This is a genomic window from Microvirga vignae, from assembly GCF_001017175.1.
Classification (GTDB): Bacteria; Pseudomonadota; Alphaproteobacteria; order Rhizobiales; family Beijerinckiaceae; genus Microvirga; species Microvirga vignae.
Map to the genome: position 1 here is coordinate 127399 of NZ_LCYG01000020.1, position 15435 is coordinate 142833.

The window sequence follows — 15435 nt, forward strand, 5'->3', positions numbered from 1 at the left end:
GAGCACACGTCAAGCGCGATCTCAATGTCGTCTGGCGCAGATGGCGCCGAGACTGCCGACAGTCCTGCCAGCCGTCTGTCGAAGCTTGGAGAAGTTAGCATGGCGCAGCAAGCCAGCATCACACGATCGTCACGCCAAGATACTGAACTCGATAAAGCCCTGTCGGCTTGCCGCTCCGCCTTCTGGATCATGGCTTTGTTCAGTCTTGTCATCAATCTACTGCTGTTGACACAGCCCATCTACATGCTTCAGGTCTATGACCGGGTGCTGACAACGGGCCATCTTGAGACCCTGATAACATTGACGGGTCTCGCTGCAATCGCTCTCCTCCTTCTTGGCGCCCTGGATTCGCTTCGCTCTGCCGTCACAGCCAGAATCGGCTGCTGGCTCTATAATCGTCTCGGGCCTGTGTATCTCGCGAACGGAGTCAATGCCCGCCTTCTCGGAGACACTGCGGGCGCGCAGCCGCTGAGAGACCTGAGCCAAGTCCAGACCTTCATTGCGACTCAGGGCTTAACAGTGTTCTTTGACGCGCCGTGGGTTCCTGCCTTCGTGATCCTGATCTGGATGCTGCACCCGGTACTCGGAATATTGGCTCTTTGCTCGGCCATTATTCTTCTGGCGCTGACCATCGCCAACGATCTCTTAACGCGTAAACCTAATCTCACGGCAAATCTCGCTCAGATCTCAGCGACCCAGCAGGCAGAAGCAGCCATCCGCAATGCCGAAGTCGTCTGCGCGATGGGCATGCTTCCCGCTATCGTCGAGCGGTGGAGGAACTCGAACGCTCTGGCTCAGAGCGCCATCCGGACGTCAGCGGAGCTCGGAGGAGTTCTAGTCGGTCTGACGAAGTTTATGCGCTTTCTGGTGCAGATCGCCGCTCTCGGACTGGGGGCGTGGCTCGTTCTAAGGGGCGAGCTATCGCCTGGCGCGATGATCGCAGGGTCGATCCTCCTGGGCCGCGCCCTTGCGCCGGTCGAATTGGCCATGTCGGTATGGCGCGGCTTTTCTTCTGCCCGGATTGCTTATGGACGCCTCAAACTGCGACTCCAGAATAGCCCGGTGGATATCAACCGGACGAGGCTTCCCACTCCGGCAGGCCGGCTCACTGTCGAGAACGTCACCTATCTGTTGCCGCAGGATCGGCGGCCCGTATTGCGGAATGTTTCCTTTGTTGTCGAGCCAGGCGAAGCGGTGGCCATCATTGGTCCATCGGCCGGCGGGAAGAGCACTCTTTGCCGTCTGCTGGTTGGAACCGCGATCCCTTCCTCCGGACAGATCCGGATTGATGGATCGCAAATTGATCACTGGGATCAGGATCAACTTGGCCAATTCATTGGGTACTTACCACAGGACATCGAGCTCTTCGCAACTTCAGTCCGCGAGAACATCGCCAGGATGGGCCAGGTTGACGACCAAGCTGTGGTAGAGGCCGCGATGACGGCTCATGCACATGAGCTTATCCAGCACCTTCCGCAAGGATATGAGACGCAGATCGGGGATGGTGGAACTGGCCTTTCAGGGGGGCAGCGCCAGCGCGTGGGATTGGCACGAGCCGTATATAGAAACCCACGGTTAATCGTCCTTGACGAGCCCAATGCCAATCTCGACCAAGCCGGTGAGTCGGCTCTGGCCGCAACCCTTCATGAATTGAAGCAGCAGGGCACAGCTCTCATCATCGTGGGGCATCGCCCCTCCACATTGGCTCAGGCCGACAAAATCCTCCTGCTAAAGGACGGCCGCGTCGAACTCTTTGGTCCACGCGAGCAGGTCTTGCAAACGCTTCGTGGGCTCGCCGCAACCAGTGGCAAACCGGGAACGGTTCCAATGCATAAAACTCCCAGTGTCGAGGAAAATGATACGTCTAAGGAAGGTCATACGGAAGGACCTGCCCCGATCACGGCATCTGTACCCGAAAATGCAGAACCCAACAGGTGTGCACAATGAGCTCAGTCCCGGTGTTGCGAGTCGTTGAGGGGGATCGGGATCGGTTCCCGACGATAACAAATGATCGGGCGGATCTTCGTCACGGCCTTCGGGGACCAACGCGCGCAGGATGTGTCTTGACTGCCGCTTTCCTGCTCGGATTTGGCTTATGCGGATCTGTGGTACCGATCGCTGCTGGTGCCTCCGCTCCTGCAATCATCAGCCCAGACGGGAGTCGCAAGACAATCCAGCATCTAGAAGGAGGCATAGTTGAGGCGTTGCGTGTCCGCGACGGCGATACTGTCAGCGTCGGGCAACCTCTCGTCATTTTATCCAGCATTCAGCCGCGTGCCACATACGAAACGCTGCTGGAGCAGCAGCGAACTCTCCTAGTGACACGTGCACGGTTGCTGGCTGAACGTGCGGGACAAGACGAATTGGAAGTTCCGTCCGAGTTGCGTGATAGCGTCAATGACTCAGGGTTTCACAAGATACTCGAGGGGCAGCGTCAACTTCTCAAAACCCGGCACGCCATGCATCGGTCTCGAGTACGAGTCCTCCGGCAGCGCATCGAGCAGTATCAAGAGCAGATTCTGGGATTGCAGGCGCAGGTTCAAAGCGCGACACGGCAGTTTGAGTTACTCAACGAAGAGGTAGAGGGCAAGGAACAGCTCCAGCGAAAGGGTATTCTCCCGAAACCGGAATTGCTTCGGGTGCAGCGCATGCAAGCTGAGATCCTCGGCCGAAAGGGCGAGTACACTGGCAACATTTCTCGCGTCAGGCAGCAGATCGGCGAAACAGAGCTTCAGATTGCAGCCTTCGAGGCGGAACGCGCAGATCAAATCACAGCTCAACTTGACCAAGCTCGCGTTGAACTGGCGACAAACGGCGAGCGCCTCCTCGCCAGCAAGGATATCCTGAACAGGACGACTATCCGGTCACCGGTTGCGGGAAAGGTCGTAGGCCTTCGGGTCAAGACGGAGGGCGGGGTCGTTCAAAAAGGCGAGCCTATCATGGACATCGTTCCCTCGGACGACATGCTTCTGATTGATGCGCGTATTGCGCCGAACGATATTGATGTTGTTCATGTCGGCCTTCCGGCGCAGGTGCATTTACTTGCGTATGCAAATCGCACCGCGCCTCGAATTTCAGGTGTGGTGAAGTCCGTTTCTGCCGACCGTCTCATCGACGAGAGTACCCACCAGCCCTACTATCTCGCTCGCGTCGAGGTTGACCGGGAGGAAGTGAGACGAAATGATCCAAGTATCGAGTTGGTGCCCGGAATGCCAGCAGAGGTCTTGATCGTCACTGGCGAGCAGACCCTGGTCCAGTATTTGATCAAACCATTCGCCGATGCATTGAGGCGGAGCCTACGGGAGGTCTGAAGACCCTGCCGGCGTCCTGAACACAAGGCAGAGTTAGTCTGGACGAAGGGATTCCACGATAGCGAAGAAGAGGTTCAATCCAGAGCAGATCATCGTCGTCTTGCACCGGATGGAGATAAATCGCGCTTGCGTGTAAAAGGCCGTGATCCCGGAGCAGCGCTCAGGAACGAATACCTCAGGCTGGGATCTTCGGCACGCCCACGGAATCCCAGGTCGTCACTGGAAACTGAAGGGACCATTCCAACGACGTGCGCCCCTATCTTCGTGCCGCCGCCCGTCGTCATGGAAGCGACCTGCTGCAGGAGAGGCCTTTAAGGCGAAGAAGTATCAATCGGCGACTGCCTCTGCCACGTTGGTTGTACTGGAGAGTGCTAATCCTTTGAGAGAGCTAGCATCGAATCTGCAAGGAGAGCAGGATTGCTCATCAGCACTGATGCAACCGGTAACAAGGGAGGGCCGTTCCGATGCCATCCTCATTCAGCAAGAGCGCCTTGCAGTCTCTTAGCATCGCCATTCTCACGGGGGTTGGGCTGGGGGTCAGTGCGGCGACAGCTGTTTCCGCCTCACCCGAGGATGAGATCGCCCGTCTCAATCGAGTTCGCGCCAACCTGTTTGAAGAGCTGGTCAAAACGCGAGCAGAAGCAGCTGCCGCCCGTGGAGAGCGAGATGAGGCCATCAAGGTGCGGGATGCCGCCGAGGCCGAACTTACGCGACTGAAGCAAGAAACGGCTTCTGCCCAACCGCCAAGTCCGGCACCCGTCGGCGAGACTACGGTCGAGCCACAGAAACAAGTTCAGGGCGCCAGTCCGACAAAAATACAGAGCCGCCCGAAAATGAAGACAGTGCGTCCCGCTGATCGGCGGAATATGCCGGGCTCTGGCCCAACCGCTACAGCTTCGATCCCTCGGGCTGTCACAGCGACATCGCAGTCTGACCTCGTTCGGACTGGCGCCGATGCCCGCAGGGCAAGCAGGCAGGTCAGGGCAACTGCGCGCATCCCGGCGATTTCGGCTGCTCAGCCACAGGAACTCCCTAGCGTGTTGCGCTTGCAAGGTCCACGGTAGCTCACCAAGGCCCAAGGTCTCGGATATGCCTGAAGCCGAAAGCCAGGCCAACCCGAGCTTCGTCGGTGTGGAGTCAATCCCGCTTGGCGCTCTCATGCCGAAGTCGAACCCAGCAGCACTCTTGCTGCCGTGATCCACATTACGAGACCAATCGCGCCGTCGAGAAACCGCCACGTACCCGGGCGGACGAAGAAGGGACGCAACAGGCGTGCGCCATACCCCAGCGAAAAGAAGAAGGTGAAGGATGCGAGCATGGCCCCGAGCGCGAACATCTCCCGCCCCTCATCAAACTGGGTCGAAATCGACCCGATCAGCACTACGGTGTCGAGGTAGACGTGAGGATTGAGCCAAGTGAATGCCAAGCAAGTGAGCAAAGCCCTTTCCAGTGTGGTCGTGGCAGTTCCGGATAACTGCAAGCCAGTATCGACCGCAAAGGCTGATATGAAGCTGCGTGCACCGTACACAATGAGAAATGTGGCGCCCGCATAGCGCATGACAGGCTCAGCCCAGGGCATGATGGCGCTGATTTGGGCAAATCCAGCGACACCGAGCAGGATCAGCACGGCATCGGACAGAGCGCAGGTCAGACACACCGCCAGGACATGCTCCCCCTTCAGCCCCAGGCGCAGCACAAAAGCATTTTGCGCTCCGATGGGTAGGATCAGGCTGAGGCCCAGCATGAAGCCTGCGAAGAGAGGAATTGTCATGTCGAACTCCAATAAGGGTCGACATGGGCTAGGCTACACTGCAAGATTAGGACAGTTAAAATTTCTCAGCCTACATTAGACGCTCTAATCCATGCTCGATTACTCCCACCTCTCCGCCCTTGCGGCTGTTCTCCGGACCGGCAGCTTTGAGCGCGCCGCGCAGCAACTCCACGTAACGCCCTCAGCCATCTCCCAGAGGATCAAGCTGCTGGAGGAGCGGCTTGGGGTCGTACTTGTGATTAGGGGACAGCCCTGCACGGCAACGGAAGTTGGCCAGCGGCTGTACCAGCATGTGGAGCAGGTTGCGCTGCTCGAAAGCTCTTTGCATCAGAACCTTCCCGTTCGGCCCGAGAGCCGACCAGTCACGCTGCGCATTGCCGTGAATGCAGACAGTCTCGCGACATGGTTCATCGCGGCCATGGCGAGCACAGACGGATACCTGTTCGATCTGATGCTGGATGATCAGGATCACAGTGCGGAATGGCTGAGGCGCGGCGAGGTCGTGGCAGCGGTGACGGCTCACAGCACGCCGATCCAGGGCTGTGACTGCCATTCTCTTGGGGCATTGCGTTATATTGCGACCGCAAGCCCGCAATATTGCGCCCGATGGTTTGCTGATGGGTTCAGCGAGCATGCGGTTGCACGTGCGCCATGCCTGATCTTCAATCAGAAGGATCAGCTCCAGGCGGAATGGTTGCAGCAGGTGCTCGGAACCAATCTCTATCCACCGCTTCACTGGCTGCCCTCGTCGCAGGCTTTCGTGGATGCGGCACTGGCTGGGCTCGGCTGGGGCATGAACCCGGAACCGCTTGTGATCGATCACCTGCGTGCGGGGAGACTGGTTGCGCTGAAGCCCGATCAGCCTCTGGATGTCCCGTTGTTTTGGCAGCAGAGCCGGATAGTGAGTTCTGTGCTGGGCGATGTAACCCGGGCCGTTCTGCATGAGGCCAGTGCGATGCTGGTGCCGGTCCAACTCGCGCCCAAGCAATGAGGACACGGCGACCTATTTGCCGTCGGTGCCCTCCCACCATGGCGTTAGCTGTCCGCAGTGATCCAGAAGCGGAGGCCTCCTCTCCTTCGCGAGTATCCGCTTACCGCTCGCAAGCTGACCACTGCGCGATCTTCGAGATGTGCCACTTCCTGACATTCCCTTTCGGCCACTTTTTGCGCGGCTGCTGCTCTGGATTAACCAGGCCCTTACTCCTCTGTCAGATAGTGCCGGTCCACGGACGGCAAAGGAGAAGCCATGAGTGACATCGTTGGAATTCCGGGCAATCGGATCCGCTCGTTTATCGAGCGCATCGAGCAGATCGAGACCGAGATCAAGGAGTTGAACGAGGCCAAGAAGGAAATCTTCTCCGAGGCCAAGGGAGAGGGCTTCGACGTGAAGATCCTCAAGGAGATCATCAAGCTGCGCAAGCAGGATCAGGACGAGCGCGACGAGCACGATAGCCTGCTCGACGTCTACATGCGGGCCATGGATGAAGCCGGATCAGGCCCTGCTGCGCAAGCTGCCTGACGGCATCACCCGCTCAAGTTCTGAAAAGGCTGCCGTTGGGCGGCCTTTTTTCTTCCCGGCGTGAGACAGGCCGCGCCCGACGTACGATATTGCTGTTGGAGCCTTCGTGGCGGTTCCTTGGGCAATTTCGACTGTGGATCTCATATTGTCTTGTCGCGTGGGCCATGAGCTAATCACGACAGGCAACCTAACTTTATCTGTCGGATACATGACAGACCAGCGCCGAACACAATGTTCAGCTTAACAATTCAGAATTAGGAAAGTTAAGTAATAAATCCAATAAGTAAAGCCTATAAATAATACAAAAGATGCTCTTATGAACATCACGTAAATTGATGTTCATAAAATTTCCTCATTTACCTGTAGATCTACGTCTCACTCGGCGCATAGAATTACAATGCTGTCGTTTAATTGACCATTGATTTAATAATTGATGATATGACCTTAAGATTATGAGGCCGCATATTTTAAAATAGGTATCCGTCCGTATGGGCAGATACGGACTAGGGGGTCGCGAACACGGTTAAAGGCCGGGCGCGGCCTTTTTTCTTCCGACCTCAGGCGGGTAAGACCGACTCCGGATTCGACAGCATTGACGCTGCTATGCAAGCGGCAGTCCGCTCAGCGGCGGGGATCGGAACAAGCCAGCTTGCGCGGGGGCGCAGCAATATTGTTATTGACGCGATGGACGAGCAGAAGCAGCGGGTGTGCATGGTGACCGCTTCCATTAAGATTGGGTAGCACGTCCACGGCCTTGCCTTCCATACGTCCTCCGATGTCTGAACCTCATCCTGCCGATGATCCTGTTCCGCCTTCTGTGTTGGGGACAACAGCGGCAGCGAGGAATACAAATAGATTGCGTCGTGGGAAAAGGACCTAGAGTTACCATGACGAGGCTCGGCGGTGGCCTCCATCGCCGTCGAGCCACTCACGCTCAGCCAAAGGGCATTGCTCACATGACAAACCCGAAAGCTGATCGATCAGGGAGATGAGCCATGATCCTTGCTTATGTGGTCTTCGGACTCGTTGGGGCGGTTGCCGCGCCCGCCGTCGTGGGATTGATGATGCCGGCATCCGCTCTGGATCTTCTGGCTTGCGCGCTGCTCGGGGCAAACGTGACCCCGTTCGGTGTTGCACTCGTCGTCTTGCTGAGGGACTTCTTGGCCAACGGATCCGAGAGGAAAAGAAGCGCCGCGGATGAGGCCAGAGCCGTCCGCGGAATGTAACTTTCGATAAGCGCGATCATCGAACTCGATACTAAGTGTTCAAAAAGTCTTTGCGGCAATTACAGGATTTTGCTGGAATTATTCAGTCAAACCAACTCCTGAGAAGCCGCATCTGACCCGTCGCTGAGACTTCGGTCACGGTAGACAGGGCTCTGAAGCAAAGAGTTTGCAACACAGCCCGGAAGTTTCGTCTGCTTCAACCGCGGCGTTGAGATACGTGCCTTGCGAGCGAACTTTTCCTAAGATCGCCTTGATATACTCCTTCACGATCGGCTCTGATAAACCAAGTTCCGATGCGATTGTGTCGATTTGCACCCCTGCTTGCAATCGCCACAACACAGCAGCCTCTCCCGCTGAAAACATGCAGGTGTCGGGAACAGGCATTCTGAGGATTGTTGCGGTCATCACATATCCTCAAGGACAGCGAGTTCTCGAAGGTAGCTTTCCCGTCGTTGGTGATGCCGGGCCTCAAGCATCGTCAAAGCGCGATCCTTCACGAATGGATCCGGCAAGGCTGCGATAAGATTTCTGCCTCTCCCTCTCATACTGGTCATCGATCCCCTTCAAGATGGCCCGAAGGGACCTCACGAGAGGGTGATCCTCCACAGTTGCACGAAACCCAACGCTGCCTAGCCCTTCAGTTGCGCTGTTTGCCTTCTGATAGGTCACTCCCCGCCCCTCTCGACCACCGTCAGACCCTCCAATCTTGCGGGAAACCATGTGCAGCGTCTGTCGGAAGAACGACAGTTGAGATGAATGTTTTGATGAATGGTTTCTATTTCCTCACAACGCCTCCGTGATGATCAGCGCCTGCTATCAGAGGTGGCATGCAGCGGCATCAGGTTGACGAGTAGGTGTGCGGCAAAAGCCGCCTGAAGACCTGTCTTATCTTCGTGTGGCATTCACACGCTGCTTGTTCGAGCCCGTCACGATCCAACACGGCAACTGCGCCTCGGTGTTGGCTGATCAAGCCTTGAGCCTGGAGCCGTCCTAACACCGCACTCAGAGTGGGCCGTTGCACCGATAGCAGTTCGGCCAAGAATTCATGAGTAAGAGGCACCACATCTTGGTTTACCCGGTCCTGTGTGTTCAGGATCCAACCGCAACATCGCTCCTCTACGGTGTGAACGGCGTTGCACGACAGGATCTGGAATGTCCGGGCCAGTAACGCTTCGCCATACCGCATGATGATCTGGCGAATGCCGGGCCGCGTATTCCTGATCTCGTTGAGTTGCTCAAAGGAAATCCGCGATGCCGTTCCCGATACATGCACGATGTAGCGCCCGAAGGACTCGCGTGTCACAAGCGCACTCAGAAGCCCGAACATTCCCTCACAGCCAAAGTTTGCAACTTCTACGGTGCGACCATCCTCCAGCACGTTGACGAGGGAGACAATGGCGTCATGGGGGAAATAGGCGTGGCGAATGAAATCGCCTGTTTCATAGACCGCCGTGCCGCGTCGCAGATCAGCCATCTCCAAGTGAGGCTCAAGACAGGCGAAATCGTCGGGATCAAGCGCGGCCAGAAGCCGGTTGGAGCGATGACCTTTTGCTCGTCGTGCCTGTTTCATCGTCAGGGATCATAGCCGTCTGCTGAACTCGGTCCACGGAGGAGTAGGATTGACGGCCTGACCGGCAACTCGCCTCCTCCCAAAGAGACAACTTTCCGCCTTCACGGATCCGTGAATGAATGAACGCGGACGGACAAAGTCCCTCGGCCAGGCGTGAAGAGCGCGACGGCAGCCCCCGCCCGGATTTCTCGGTTAAATACATATCCTGTCGAGCCGACAGCGCCGTCCGCTCAAAGGGGAGAAATTTGAATTGCGCGTTTGACGAACGTCGATACAGGATATTTGCCGCAAACCAGACGCTTAAGCTGCAGCCCTCGCTCAACACGACATGGCAGCCGCTTTCTTGGCGGCAGCATCCAGGCCTGCAGAAACCGATTCCCTGAAGCCACGAGTGACCATGGTTACGAGGGCAGCGGCACTCGTGCCGCGATAGTCGATCATGTCCTGCACGATGACGGTCGGATCGACGCCTGCGTTTGCCATCGGCTGGCTCGCTCCAACCACCACTCCCTTTGCAGCGTGTCGGGCAAATTCCTCCGGGAGCCCCTGCTCTACGGCGTGCGCGGCCATCGCTTGTGGTGCACGAGGTCCGCGACCCGGTTTGGATCAACTGAGTCCGGTGCCTCTCCGAGAAGGCCAAGGCAAATCACCGTTTCTGTTCCGTGTCCGCGGCCGGTCCAGGCCAGCGATCCGTAAATCCGGGCCTCAGTCCGTCTCGGAACGAGACCATCACACTTCAGCTCATCGATGAAGCGCTTCGCGGCCGCCATGGGGCCGACCGTATGCGAGCTTGACGGCCTGATGCCGATTTCGGAGAGTTCAAAAGCACTGATCACGGGAGCCTCGCGTCTCGATCAGGCGATGGAAGGTTCGAACTCACGGGCTGCTTCGATCAGGTAGTCGCGCACGTAGGTCGAGAATGACCTCCAGCACTCCACCTGGTAGGTTGGCGTGTCATCGAGCCTCATGAGCACGATCTCGGCCTTTCCCATCAGCGTGCGGGTCGCCATGCCTGTTGGAAAAGCGGCCTCGGCGAGATCCAACGGGCAGCCGCTGTTGAGCACCTCGGCCGCGCGGCGGCCGGAAACCGTGATGCCAACATTGCGATGGCTGACGTCCACGAGGGTGTAGAAGCGGCCGCTGAGTGCTGCGTCGATCTGACTCGCAATGACTTCCGCATCATCGTAGGGTCCGGTCAGAAGCCACTCGTTGGGTCCGAGGCGGATCGAGGACCGCTCGGCCGAGCCCGAGCGGGTGTTGATCGGAATATCGAGTGTGACTCCCGCGGCAGTCTGAGCACCTTCCAGATCGGCCTCATTCAGCCGAAGCGAAAAGCGAGCCTGGGCCGGGAGAGGTCGGATCACGACCTGCGCCTTAGTGTCGGGCCTCGTGACAGGTTGCTCGATCGGCAGCGACAGATCACGGTGGGCGGCATGGCTGGTCTTAAGCATTAACGCGCTCCCCTGCAGGGTCAAAGAACACCGGCTCACAGATCTTCGCGGTCGTGAAGCCCGTCGGTGTCGTGACATAGACGCGGCTGCCCATGCGCGAGCGTCCGCCGGCCAGCAACGCAAGTGCGATGGAGCGATCACAATTCGAGCTCCAATAGCTGGAGGTCACGTGTCCTACCATGCGCATGGGAATTGTTTGATTAGGATCCATCACGATCTGAGCCCCCTCTTCGAGCACCTCGTTCGGGTTATCCGTCACCAACCCGACCAGCTGCTTGCGCCCTGCGCTCACAATGTCTGGACGCGAGAGCGAGCGCTTGCCGACGAAGTCGGGCTTGGTTTTCGCGATAAGTCCCGACAATCCGAGATCATCCGGCGTCACGGTGCCGTCCGTTTCCTGGCCGACGATGATAAAGCCCTTTTCGGCGCGCAGTACATGCATGGTTTCGGTGCCGTAGGGTGTAATGCCAAAGGGTTTGCCGCGCTCGAAGATCGCCTCCCACACGGACTGCCCATAGTCGGAAGGCACGTTGATCTCGAAGCCGAGTTCGCCTGTGAACGACACACGGAACAACCGGCAGGGAATGCCGCAGATGAAGCCAGTGCGCACGGACATATGCGGGAACGCCCCGGGCGACAGATCAATGTCCGTCACCAGCGGCTCGATCACCTCCCGAGCCTTCGGGCCTTGGAGTGCGATGACCGCATATTGCTCGGTGATCGAGGTAAGGAACACCTTGAGGTCCGGCCACTCGGTCTGGAGATAGTCCTCCATATGGGCCAGCACACGGGGCGCACCGCCAGTCGTCGTGGTCACGTGGAAGCGGTCATGGGCGAGGCGCGCGACGACGCCGTCATCCATGATGTAGCCGTCTTCCTTCAGCATCAGGCCATAGCGGCACTTGCCCGGCTCGAGCTTCAACCACGCATTCGTATAGATGCGGTTCATGAACTCGGCGGCATCCGGGCCCACGACTTCAATCTTGCCCAGGGTCGAGGCATCGAAGATGCCGACGCTCGTGCGGGCGGCCTTGCACTCGCGTGCCATGGCGGCATGCATATCCTCGCCCGCCTTCGGAAAGTACCAGGCACGCTTCCATAGCCCGACATTCTCGAACTCCGCCCCATGGGCCGCCGCCCATTCGTGGATCGGCGTAGTGCGGATCGGATCGAACAGGTGGTGACGACTCGGACCGACAAAGGCGCCGAACGTGGTCGGGGTATAGGGCAGCCGGAAGGTGGTCGTGCCGACGGCCGGGATCGGACGGTCGAGAGTGCCCGCCACCAGACCGAGCGCGTTCATGTTCGACGTCTTGCCCTGATCCGTCGCCATTCCTGTGGTGGTATAGCGCTTGACGTGTTCGATTGACTCGAAGCCCTCGCGCACCGCAAGCCTGATGTCCTTTGCCGTCACATCGTTCTGGAAATCGACGAAGGCACGCAGGCGCTTCGGATTGACGTCGGTCGGGAGCACCCGCACCGGCTTGAAGCCGGCCGGGCTGTTGGTGGCGTCGAAGGTCCGCTCGGACACATGCTCCGCCGCTTCGGCGCCGGCCATCCAGCCCTGCCTTAGACACTCGCCAAGCTGGTATGCTCCCTTGGCGGCGCCGACCGAACGCTCAGCCTGCACCGAAGTGCCTGGCACAAAAGCGTCCAACGAGGGCTCGTAGCGGGCCTTGGCGCGCGACTGGGAGAACAGGTGGATAGCGGGCGTCCAGCCGCCGGACATGCCCACACAGTCGCAGCGCAGCGTGCGGCGTGCGCCGACACGTCCATCGGCACTGACCGGAGCCACGATGAGGCCGGTGACCCGCTTGCGTCCCCGCGAGGCGACAACAGTATGGCCGGTCAGCACCTCGCAGCCCATCGACCGCAACTGAGCGACCTCCGGTCCGCACTCCGCCTCACTGCGGACATCGACCACCGAGACGGCGAGCCCCGCCGCCTTGGCATCGGCCGCTGCCGTGTAGGCGGATGCACCGCTGGTGGCGAACACGATCTGGCGTCCCGGCGCGACGCCGTAGCGATTGATGAAGGCGCGGACGCTCTCCGCCAGCATAATGCCGGGACGGTCGTTGTCGGCGAAGACGAGCGGGCGTTCATGAGAGCCGGTGGCGAGGACCACCTGCTTGGCACGCACCTGCCAGAGCCGCTCTCGCGGGAGGTTGGACGACGGGTCAGCCAGATGATCCGTCACGCGTTCAGCCAAGGCAATGTGGTTATGGTTGTAGTATCCGAAGGCCGTCGTGCGTGGCAGCACCACGACGTTGGCGCGGGAATCCAGCGTATCGACCGCCTGTCGGACCCAGTCCTGCGCCGGAATGCCATCGATCAGCGAGGTCACGTCGTGCAGAAGCGAGCCACCGAGTTCAGCCTGCTCATCGACGATGATGACCCGCTTTCCACTCTCGGACGCGGCGAGAGCCGCAGTGAGACCAGCCGGCCCGGATCCGACGACGAGCACGTCACAATGGGCGTGGCGATACTGATAGCGATCAGGGTCCGCCACTGTTGGGGCGCGGCCGAGACCGGCGGCAGCGCGGATGCGTGGCTCGTAGACCTTCGTCCAGAACGTGCGCGGCCACATGAACGTCTTGTAGTAAAACCCCGATACGATCACCGGCGAGAGGAGATCATTCACCTCGCCGACGTCGAAGTCGAGCGATGGCCAGTGGTTCTGCGAAGCGACGGCCAGGCCGTTGAAGACCTCCACCACTGTGGCGCGGTTATTCGGGTCGGAGCGTCCCCGTCCACGATCCACGTCCAACAGAGCATTCGGTTCATCCGAGCCGTGGGTGACGATGCCGCGAGGCCGGTGATACTTGAACGAGCGAGCAACCAGATGGATGCCATTGGCGAGCAACGCGGAAGCGACGGTGTCGCCCGCGTAACCCTGCACGGTCTGCCCGTTGAAGCTGATCGAGACAGGCTTCTTTCGGTCGATGCGACCGCCTTCGGGGAGTCGGTAAGCCTGGTCCATCAGAGCCTCTCCTGCCCGGGTGTGCGGTCGGGCCGCTTTTCACCCACCTTGTAGGTTTGAATGAATCGGTCGCTGGCAGTGTCGCGAAGGGCATTGAACCAGCGCTGGCAGCCATGGGCGTGATTCCAGCGTTCGGCGAAGACGCCCTTCGCGTTGGTGCGGACGAACAAAAATTCCGCCCATTCCTTGTCGCTGAGTTTTGAAGGCTCTGCCGGGCGAGCAATGTGGGCCTCACCGCCGCAGCGGAATTCAATCTCCGGGCGGGGTCCACAATAGGGACAGGTCACGAGCAGCATGGTGCGCCTCAATGTGCAACGGCCGCCGCTGCCGCCTCATCGATGAGGCGGCCGGTACGGAAGCGGTCCATGGTGAAGGGAGCGGCGATTGGATGGGGCTCGCCCTTGGCAATGGTGTGGGCAAAGACGTGGCCGGAACCGGGCGTGGCCTTGAAGCCACCGGTGCCCCAACCGCAATTGACGAACAGGCCTTGCACGGGCGTCTTGCCGATGATGGGAGAGCGGTCCGGGGTCACGTCGACGATGCCGCCCCAGTTGCGCAGCATGCGCATGCGGGTGAATTGCGGGAACAGCTCGCAGATCGCATCGAGAGTGTGCGTCGCGATGTGGATGCCGCCCTGCTGGCTGTAGGATACGTACTGGTCTGTGCCGGCACCGATGACGAGTTCGCCCTTGTCCGATTGCGAGATATAGGCATGGACCGCGTTCGACATGACCACGCAGGGAAAGACCGGCTTGACCGGCTCGGAGACGAGTGCCTGCAGCGGGAAACTCTCCAGCGGCATGCGGACACCGGCCTTCTCCATGATCACGCTGGTGTGGCCTGCCGCCACCACGCCAATGCGAGGCGTGCGGATGAAACCTCTTGTCGTCTCGACCCCTTCAACCGCGCCACTGAGGCCGCGGCGAATGCCCGTCACCTCGCAGTTCTGGATGATGTCGACGCCCATCGCGTCCGCGCCGCGGGCATAGCCCCAGGCGACGGCATCATGGCGGGCCGTGCCGCCGCGCCGCTGCAGAGCCGCGCCCATGACCGGGTAACGCAGCCTCTTGGAGATATTCAGGGGCGGACAGAACTCCTTGGCTTCCTCGGGCGTCAGCCACTCGTTGTCGACGCCGTTGAGGCGGTTCGCATAGACGTGGCGCTTGAAGCTCTGAACGTCATGGACGTTGTGCGCGAGCATCATCACGCCACGGGCCGAATACATCACGTTATAGTTAAGCTCCTGGGACAGACCCTCCCAGAGCTTGAGCGCATGCTCGTAGATGGCGGCGCTCTCGTCATAGAGGTAGTTGGAGCGGATGATGGTGGTATTGCGGCCGGTGTTGCCGCCGCCGATCCATCCCTTTTCGAGCACTGCAATGTTCCGCATGCCGTGCTCTTTCGCCAGATAGTAGGCCGTAGCGAGGCCGTGGCCGCCGCCGCCGACAATCACGGCGTCGTAGCCAACCTTCGGCTCCGGGGCGCGCCACTGGCGTCCCCATCCCTGGTGAGCGTTCGTCGCCTCCTTCAGAAGCGTGAGAAGCGAAAATCGGCGCATTGGAACACCCTCGTGCTGTCCGCTTGTTATGCCGTACATCAGCCGTCGG

General features: G+C 59.4%; 15 protein-coding genes. 5 read left to right on the forward strand and 10 right to left on the reverse strand.

The window, feature by feature from the left end; translation table 11 throughout:
- Nucleotides 1–99: 99 nt before the first annotated feature.
- Together AA309_RS08805 and AA309_RS08810 are read left to right on the forward strand one after the other, a co-directional pair.
- Nucleotides 100–1947, forward strand: a complete 1848-nt coding sequence (locus AA309_RS08805) for a type I secretion system permease/ATPase (RefSeq protein ID WP_047188624.1) — start codon at nt 100–102, stop codon at nt 1945–1947.
- Nucleotides 1948–1961: 14 nt separating this feature from the next.
- Nucleotides 1962–3311, forward strand: a complete 1350-nt coding sequence (locus AA309_RS08810) for an HlyD family type I secretion periplasmic adaptor subunit (RefSeq protein ID WP_280136889.1) — start codon at nt 1962–1964, stop codon at nt 3309–3311.
- Between the two features lie 563 nt (nt 3312–3874).
- On the opposite strand, the gene AA309_RS35120 is transcribed toward AA309_RS08810, so the two are convergent.
- On the reverse strand, nt 3875–4033 hold the full coding sequence (locus tag AA309_RS35120) for a hypothetical protein (protein ID WP_160310425.1): 159 nt from the start codon (nt 4031–4033) through the stop codon (nt 3875–3877).
- A 434-nt stretch (nt 4034–4467) separates the two neighbouring features.
- The gene (locus AA309_RS08815) at nt 4468–5082 is read right to left on the reverse strand and encodes a LysE/ArgO family amino acid transporter (RefSeq protein WP_047188625.1); all 615 of its coding nucleotides are present in this window, start codon (nt 5080–5082) and stop codon (nt 4468–4470) included.
- A gap of 91 nt (nt 5083–5173) precedes the next feature.
- Here AA309_RS08815 and AA309_RS08820 point away from each other — a divergent pair, with 91 nt between their 5' ends.
- From AA309_RS08820 to AA309_RS08830, 3 genes are all read left to right on the forward strand, one after another.
- A complete protein-coding gene (locus AA309_RS08820; RefSeq protein WP_047188626.1) occupies nt 5174–6073 on the forward strand; it encodes a LysR family transcriptional regulator ArgP in 900 nt (299 codons plus the stop codon).
- A 255-nt stretch (nt 6074–6328) separates the two neighbouring features.
- Nucleotides 6329–6601: a DUF2312 domain-containing protein gene (locus AA309_RS08825; RefSeq protein WP_047188627.1), complete on the forward strand. Its 273-nt coding sequence runs from the start codon at nt 6329–6331 to the stop codon at nt 6599–6601.
- A gap of 995 nt (nt 6602–7596) precedes the next feature.
- Nucleotides 7597–7827 (forward strand): hypothetical protein, encoded by a 231-nt coding sequence (locus AA309_RS08830; protein WP_047188628.1) that lies wholly within the window; start codon nt 7597–7599, stop codon nt 7825–7827.
- 135 nt (nt 7828–7962) lie between these two features.
- Here AA309_RS08830 and AA309_RS08835 read toward each other — a convergent pair whose 3' ends face one another.
- From AA309_RS08835 to AA309_RS08870, 8 genes are all read right to left on the reverse strand, one after another.
- Nucleotides 7963–8232 (reverse strand): helix-turn-helix transcriptional regulator, encoded by a 270-nt coding sequence (locus tag AA309_RS08835; RefSeq protein ID WP_047188629.1) that lies wholly within the window; start codon nt 8230–8232, stop codon nt 7963–7965.
- Between the two features lie 433 nt (nt 8233–8665).
- Nucleotides 8666–9301, reverse strand: coding sequence for a Crp/Fnr family transcriptional regulator (locus AA309_RS08840; protein ID WP_342027938.1), 636 nt, complete (start codon nt 9299–9301; stop codon nt 8666–8668).
- A 414-nt stretch (nt 9302–9715) separates the two neighbouring features.
- Nucleotides 9716–9967, reverse strand: a complete 252-nt coding sequence (locus AA309_RS32980; RefSeq protein WP_084731014.1) for a pyrroline-5-carboxylate reductase dimerization domain-containing protein — start codon at nt 9965–9967, stop codon at nt 9716–9718.
- Complete coding sequence (locus tag AA309_RS08850; RefSeq protein WP_047188631.1) at nt 9949–10233, reverse strand: serine dehydratase beta chain; 285 nt, start codon at nt 10231–10233, stop codon at nt 9949–9951. Before AA309_RS08850 ends, AA309_RS32980 begins: the two co-directional genes overlap by 19 nt.
- 18 nt (nt 10234–10251) lie before the next feature.
- On the reverse strand, nt 10252–10848 hold the full coding sequence (locus AA309_RS08855; RefSeq protein ID WP_047188632.1) for a sarcosine oxidase subunit gamma: 597 nt from the start codon (nt 10846–10848) through the stop codon (nt 10252–10254).
- Nucleotides 10841–13828: a sarcosine oxidase subunit alpha gene (locus AA309_RS08860; RefSeq protein WP_047188633.1), complete on the reverse strand. Its 2988-nt coding sequence runs from the start codon at nt 13826–13828 to the stop codon at nt 10841–10843. The genes AA309_RS08855 and AA309_RS08860 overlap by 8 nt, the downstream gene beginning before the upstream one ends.
- Entirely contained in the window at nt 13828–14124 is a 297-nt protein-coding gene (locus tag AA309_RS08865; RefSeq protein ID WP_047188634.1) for a sarcosine oxidase subunit delta, read from the reverse strand. The genes AA309_RS08860 and AA309_RS08865 overlap by 1 nt, the downstream gene beginning before the upstream one ends.
- An 8-nt stretch (nt 14125–14132) precedes the next feature.
- The gene (locus tag AA309_RS08870; protein ID WP_047188635.1) at nt 14133–15386 is read right to left on the reverse strand and encodes a sarcosine oxidase subunit beta family protein; all 1254 of its coding nucleotides are present in this window, start codon (nt 15384–15386) and stop codon (nt 14133–14135) included.
- Nucleotides 15387–15435 lie beyond the last annotated feature (49 nt).

Bases quoted from the DNA above. Each gene is read 5' to 3' on its own strand.
- AA309_RS08805 (WP_047188624.1), top strand. From the start codon at position 100: ATGGCGCAGCAAGCCAGCATCACACGATCGTCACGCCAAGATACTGAA.
- AA309_RS08815 (WP_047188625.1), bottom strand. From the start codon at position 5,082: ATGACAATTCCTCTCTTCGCAGGCTTCATGCTGGGCCTCAGCCTGATC.
- AA309_RS08820 (WP_047188626.1), top strand. From the start codon at position 5,174: ATGCTCGATTACTCCCACCTCTCCGCCCTTGCGGCTGTTCTCCGGACC.
- AA309_RS08825 (WP_047188627.1), top strand. From the start codon at position 6,329: ATGAGTGACATCGTTGGAATTCCGGGCAATCGGATCCGCTCGTTTATC.
- AA309_RS08830 (WP_047188628.1), top strand. From the start codon at position 7,597: ATGATCCTTGCTTATGTGGTCTTCGGACTCGTTGGGGCGGTTGCCGCG.
- AA309_RS08835 (WP_047188629.1), bottom strand. From the start codon at position 8,232: ATGACCGCAACAATCCTCAGAATGCCTGTTCCCGACACCTGCATGTTT.
- AA309_RS08840 (WP_342027938.1), bottom strand. From the start codon at position 9,301: ATGGCTGATCTGCGACGCGGCACGGCGGTCTATGAAACAGGCGATTTC.
- AA309_RS32980 (WP_084731014.1), bottom strand. From the start codon at position 9,967: ATGGCCGCGCACGCCGTAGAGCAGGGGCTCCCGGAGGAATTTGCCCGA.
- AA309_RS08855 (WP_047188632.1), bottom strand. From the start codon at position 10,848: ATGCTTAAGACCAGCCATGCCGCCCACCGTGATCTGTCGCTGCCGATC.
- AA309_RS08860 (WP_047188633.1), bottom strand. From the start codon at position 13,828: ATGGACCAGGCTTACCGACTCCCCGAAGGCGGTCGCATCGACCGAAAG.
- AA309_RS08865 (WP_047188634.1), bottom strand. From the start codon at position 14,124: ATGCTGCTCGTGACCTGTCCCTATTGTGGACCCCGCCCGGAGATTGAA.
- AA309_RS08870 (WP_047188635.1), bottom strand. From the start codon at position 15,386: ATGCGCCGATTTTCGCTTCTCACGCTTCTGAAGGAGGCGACGAACGCT.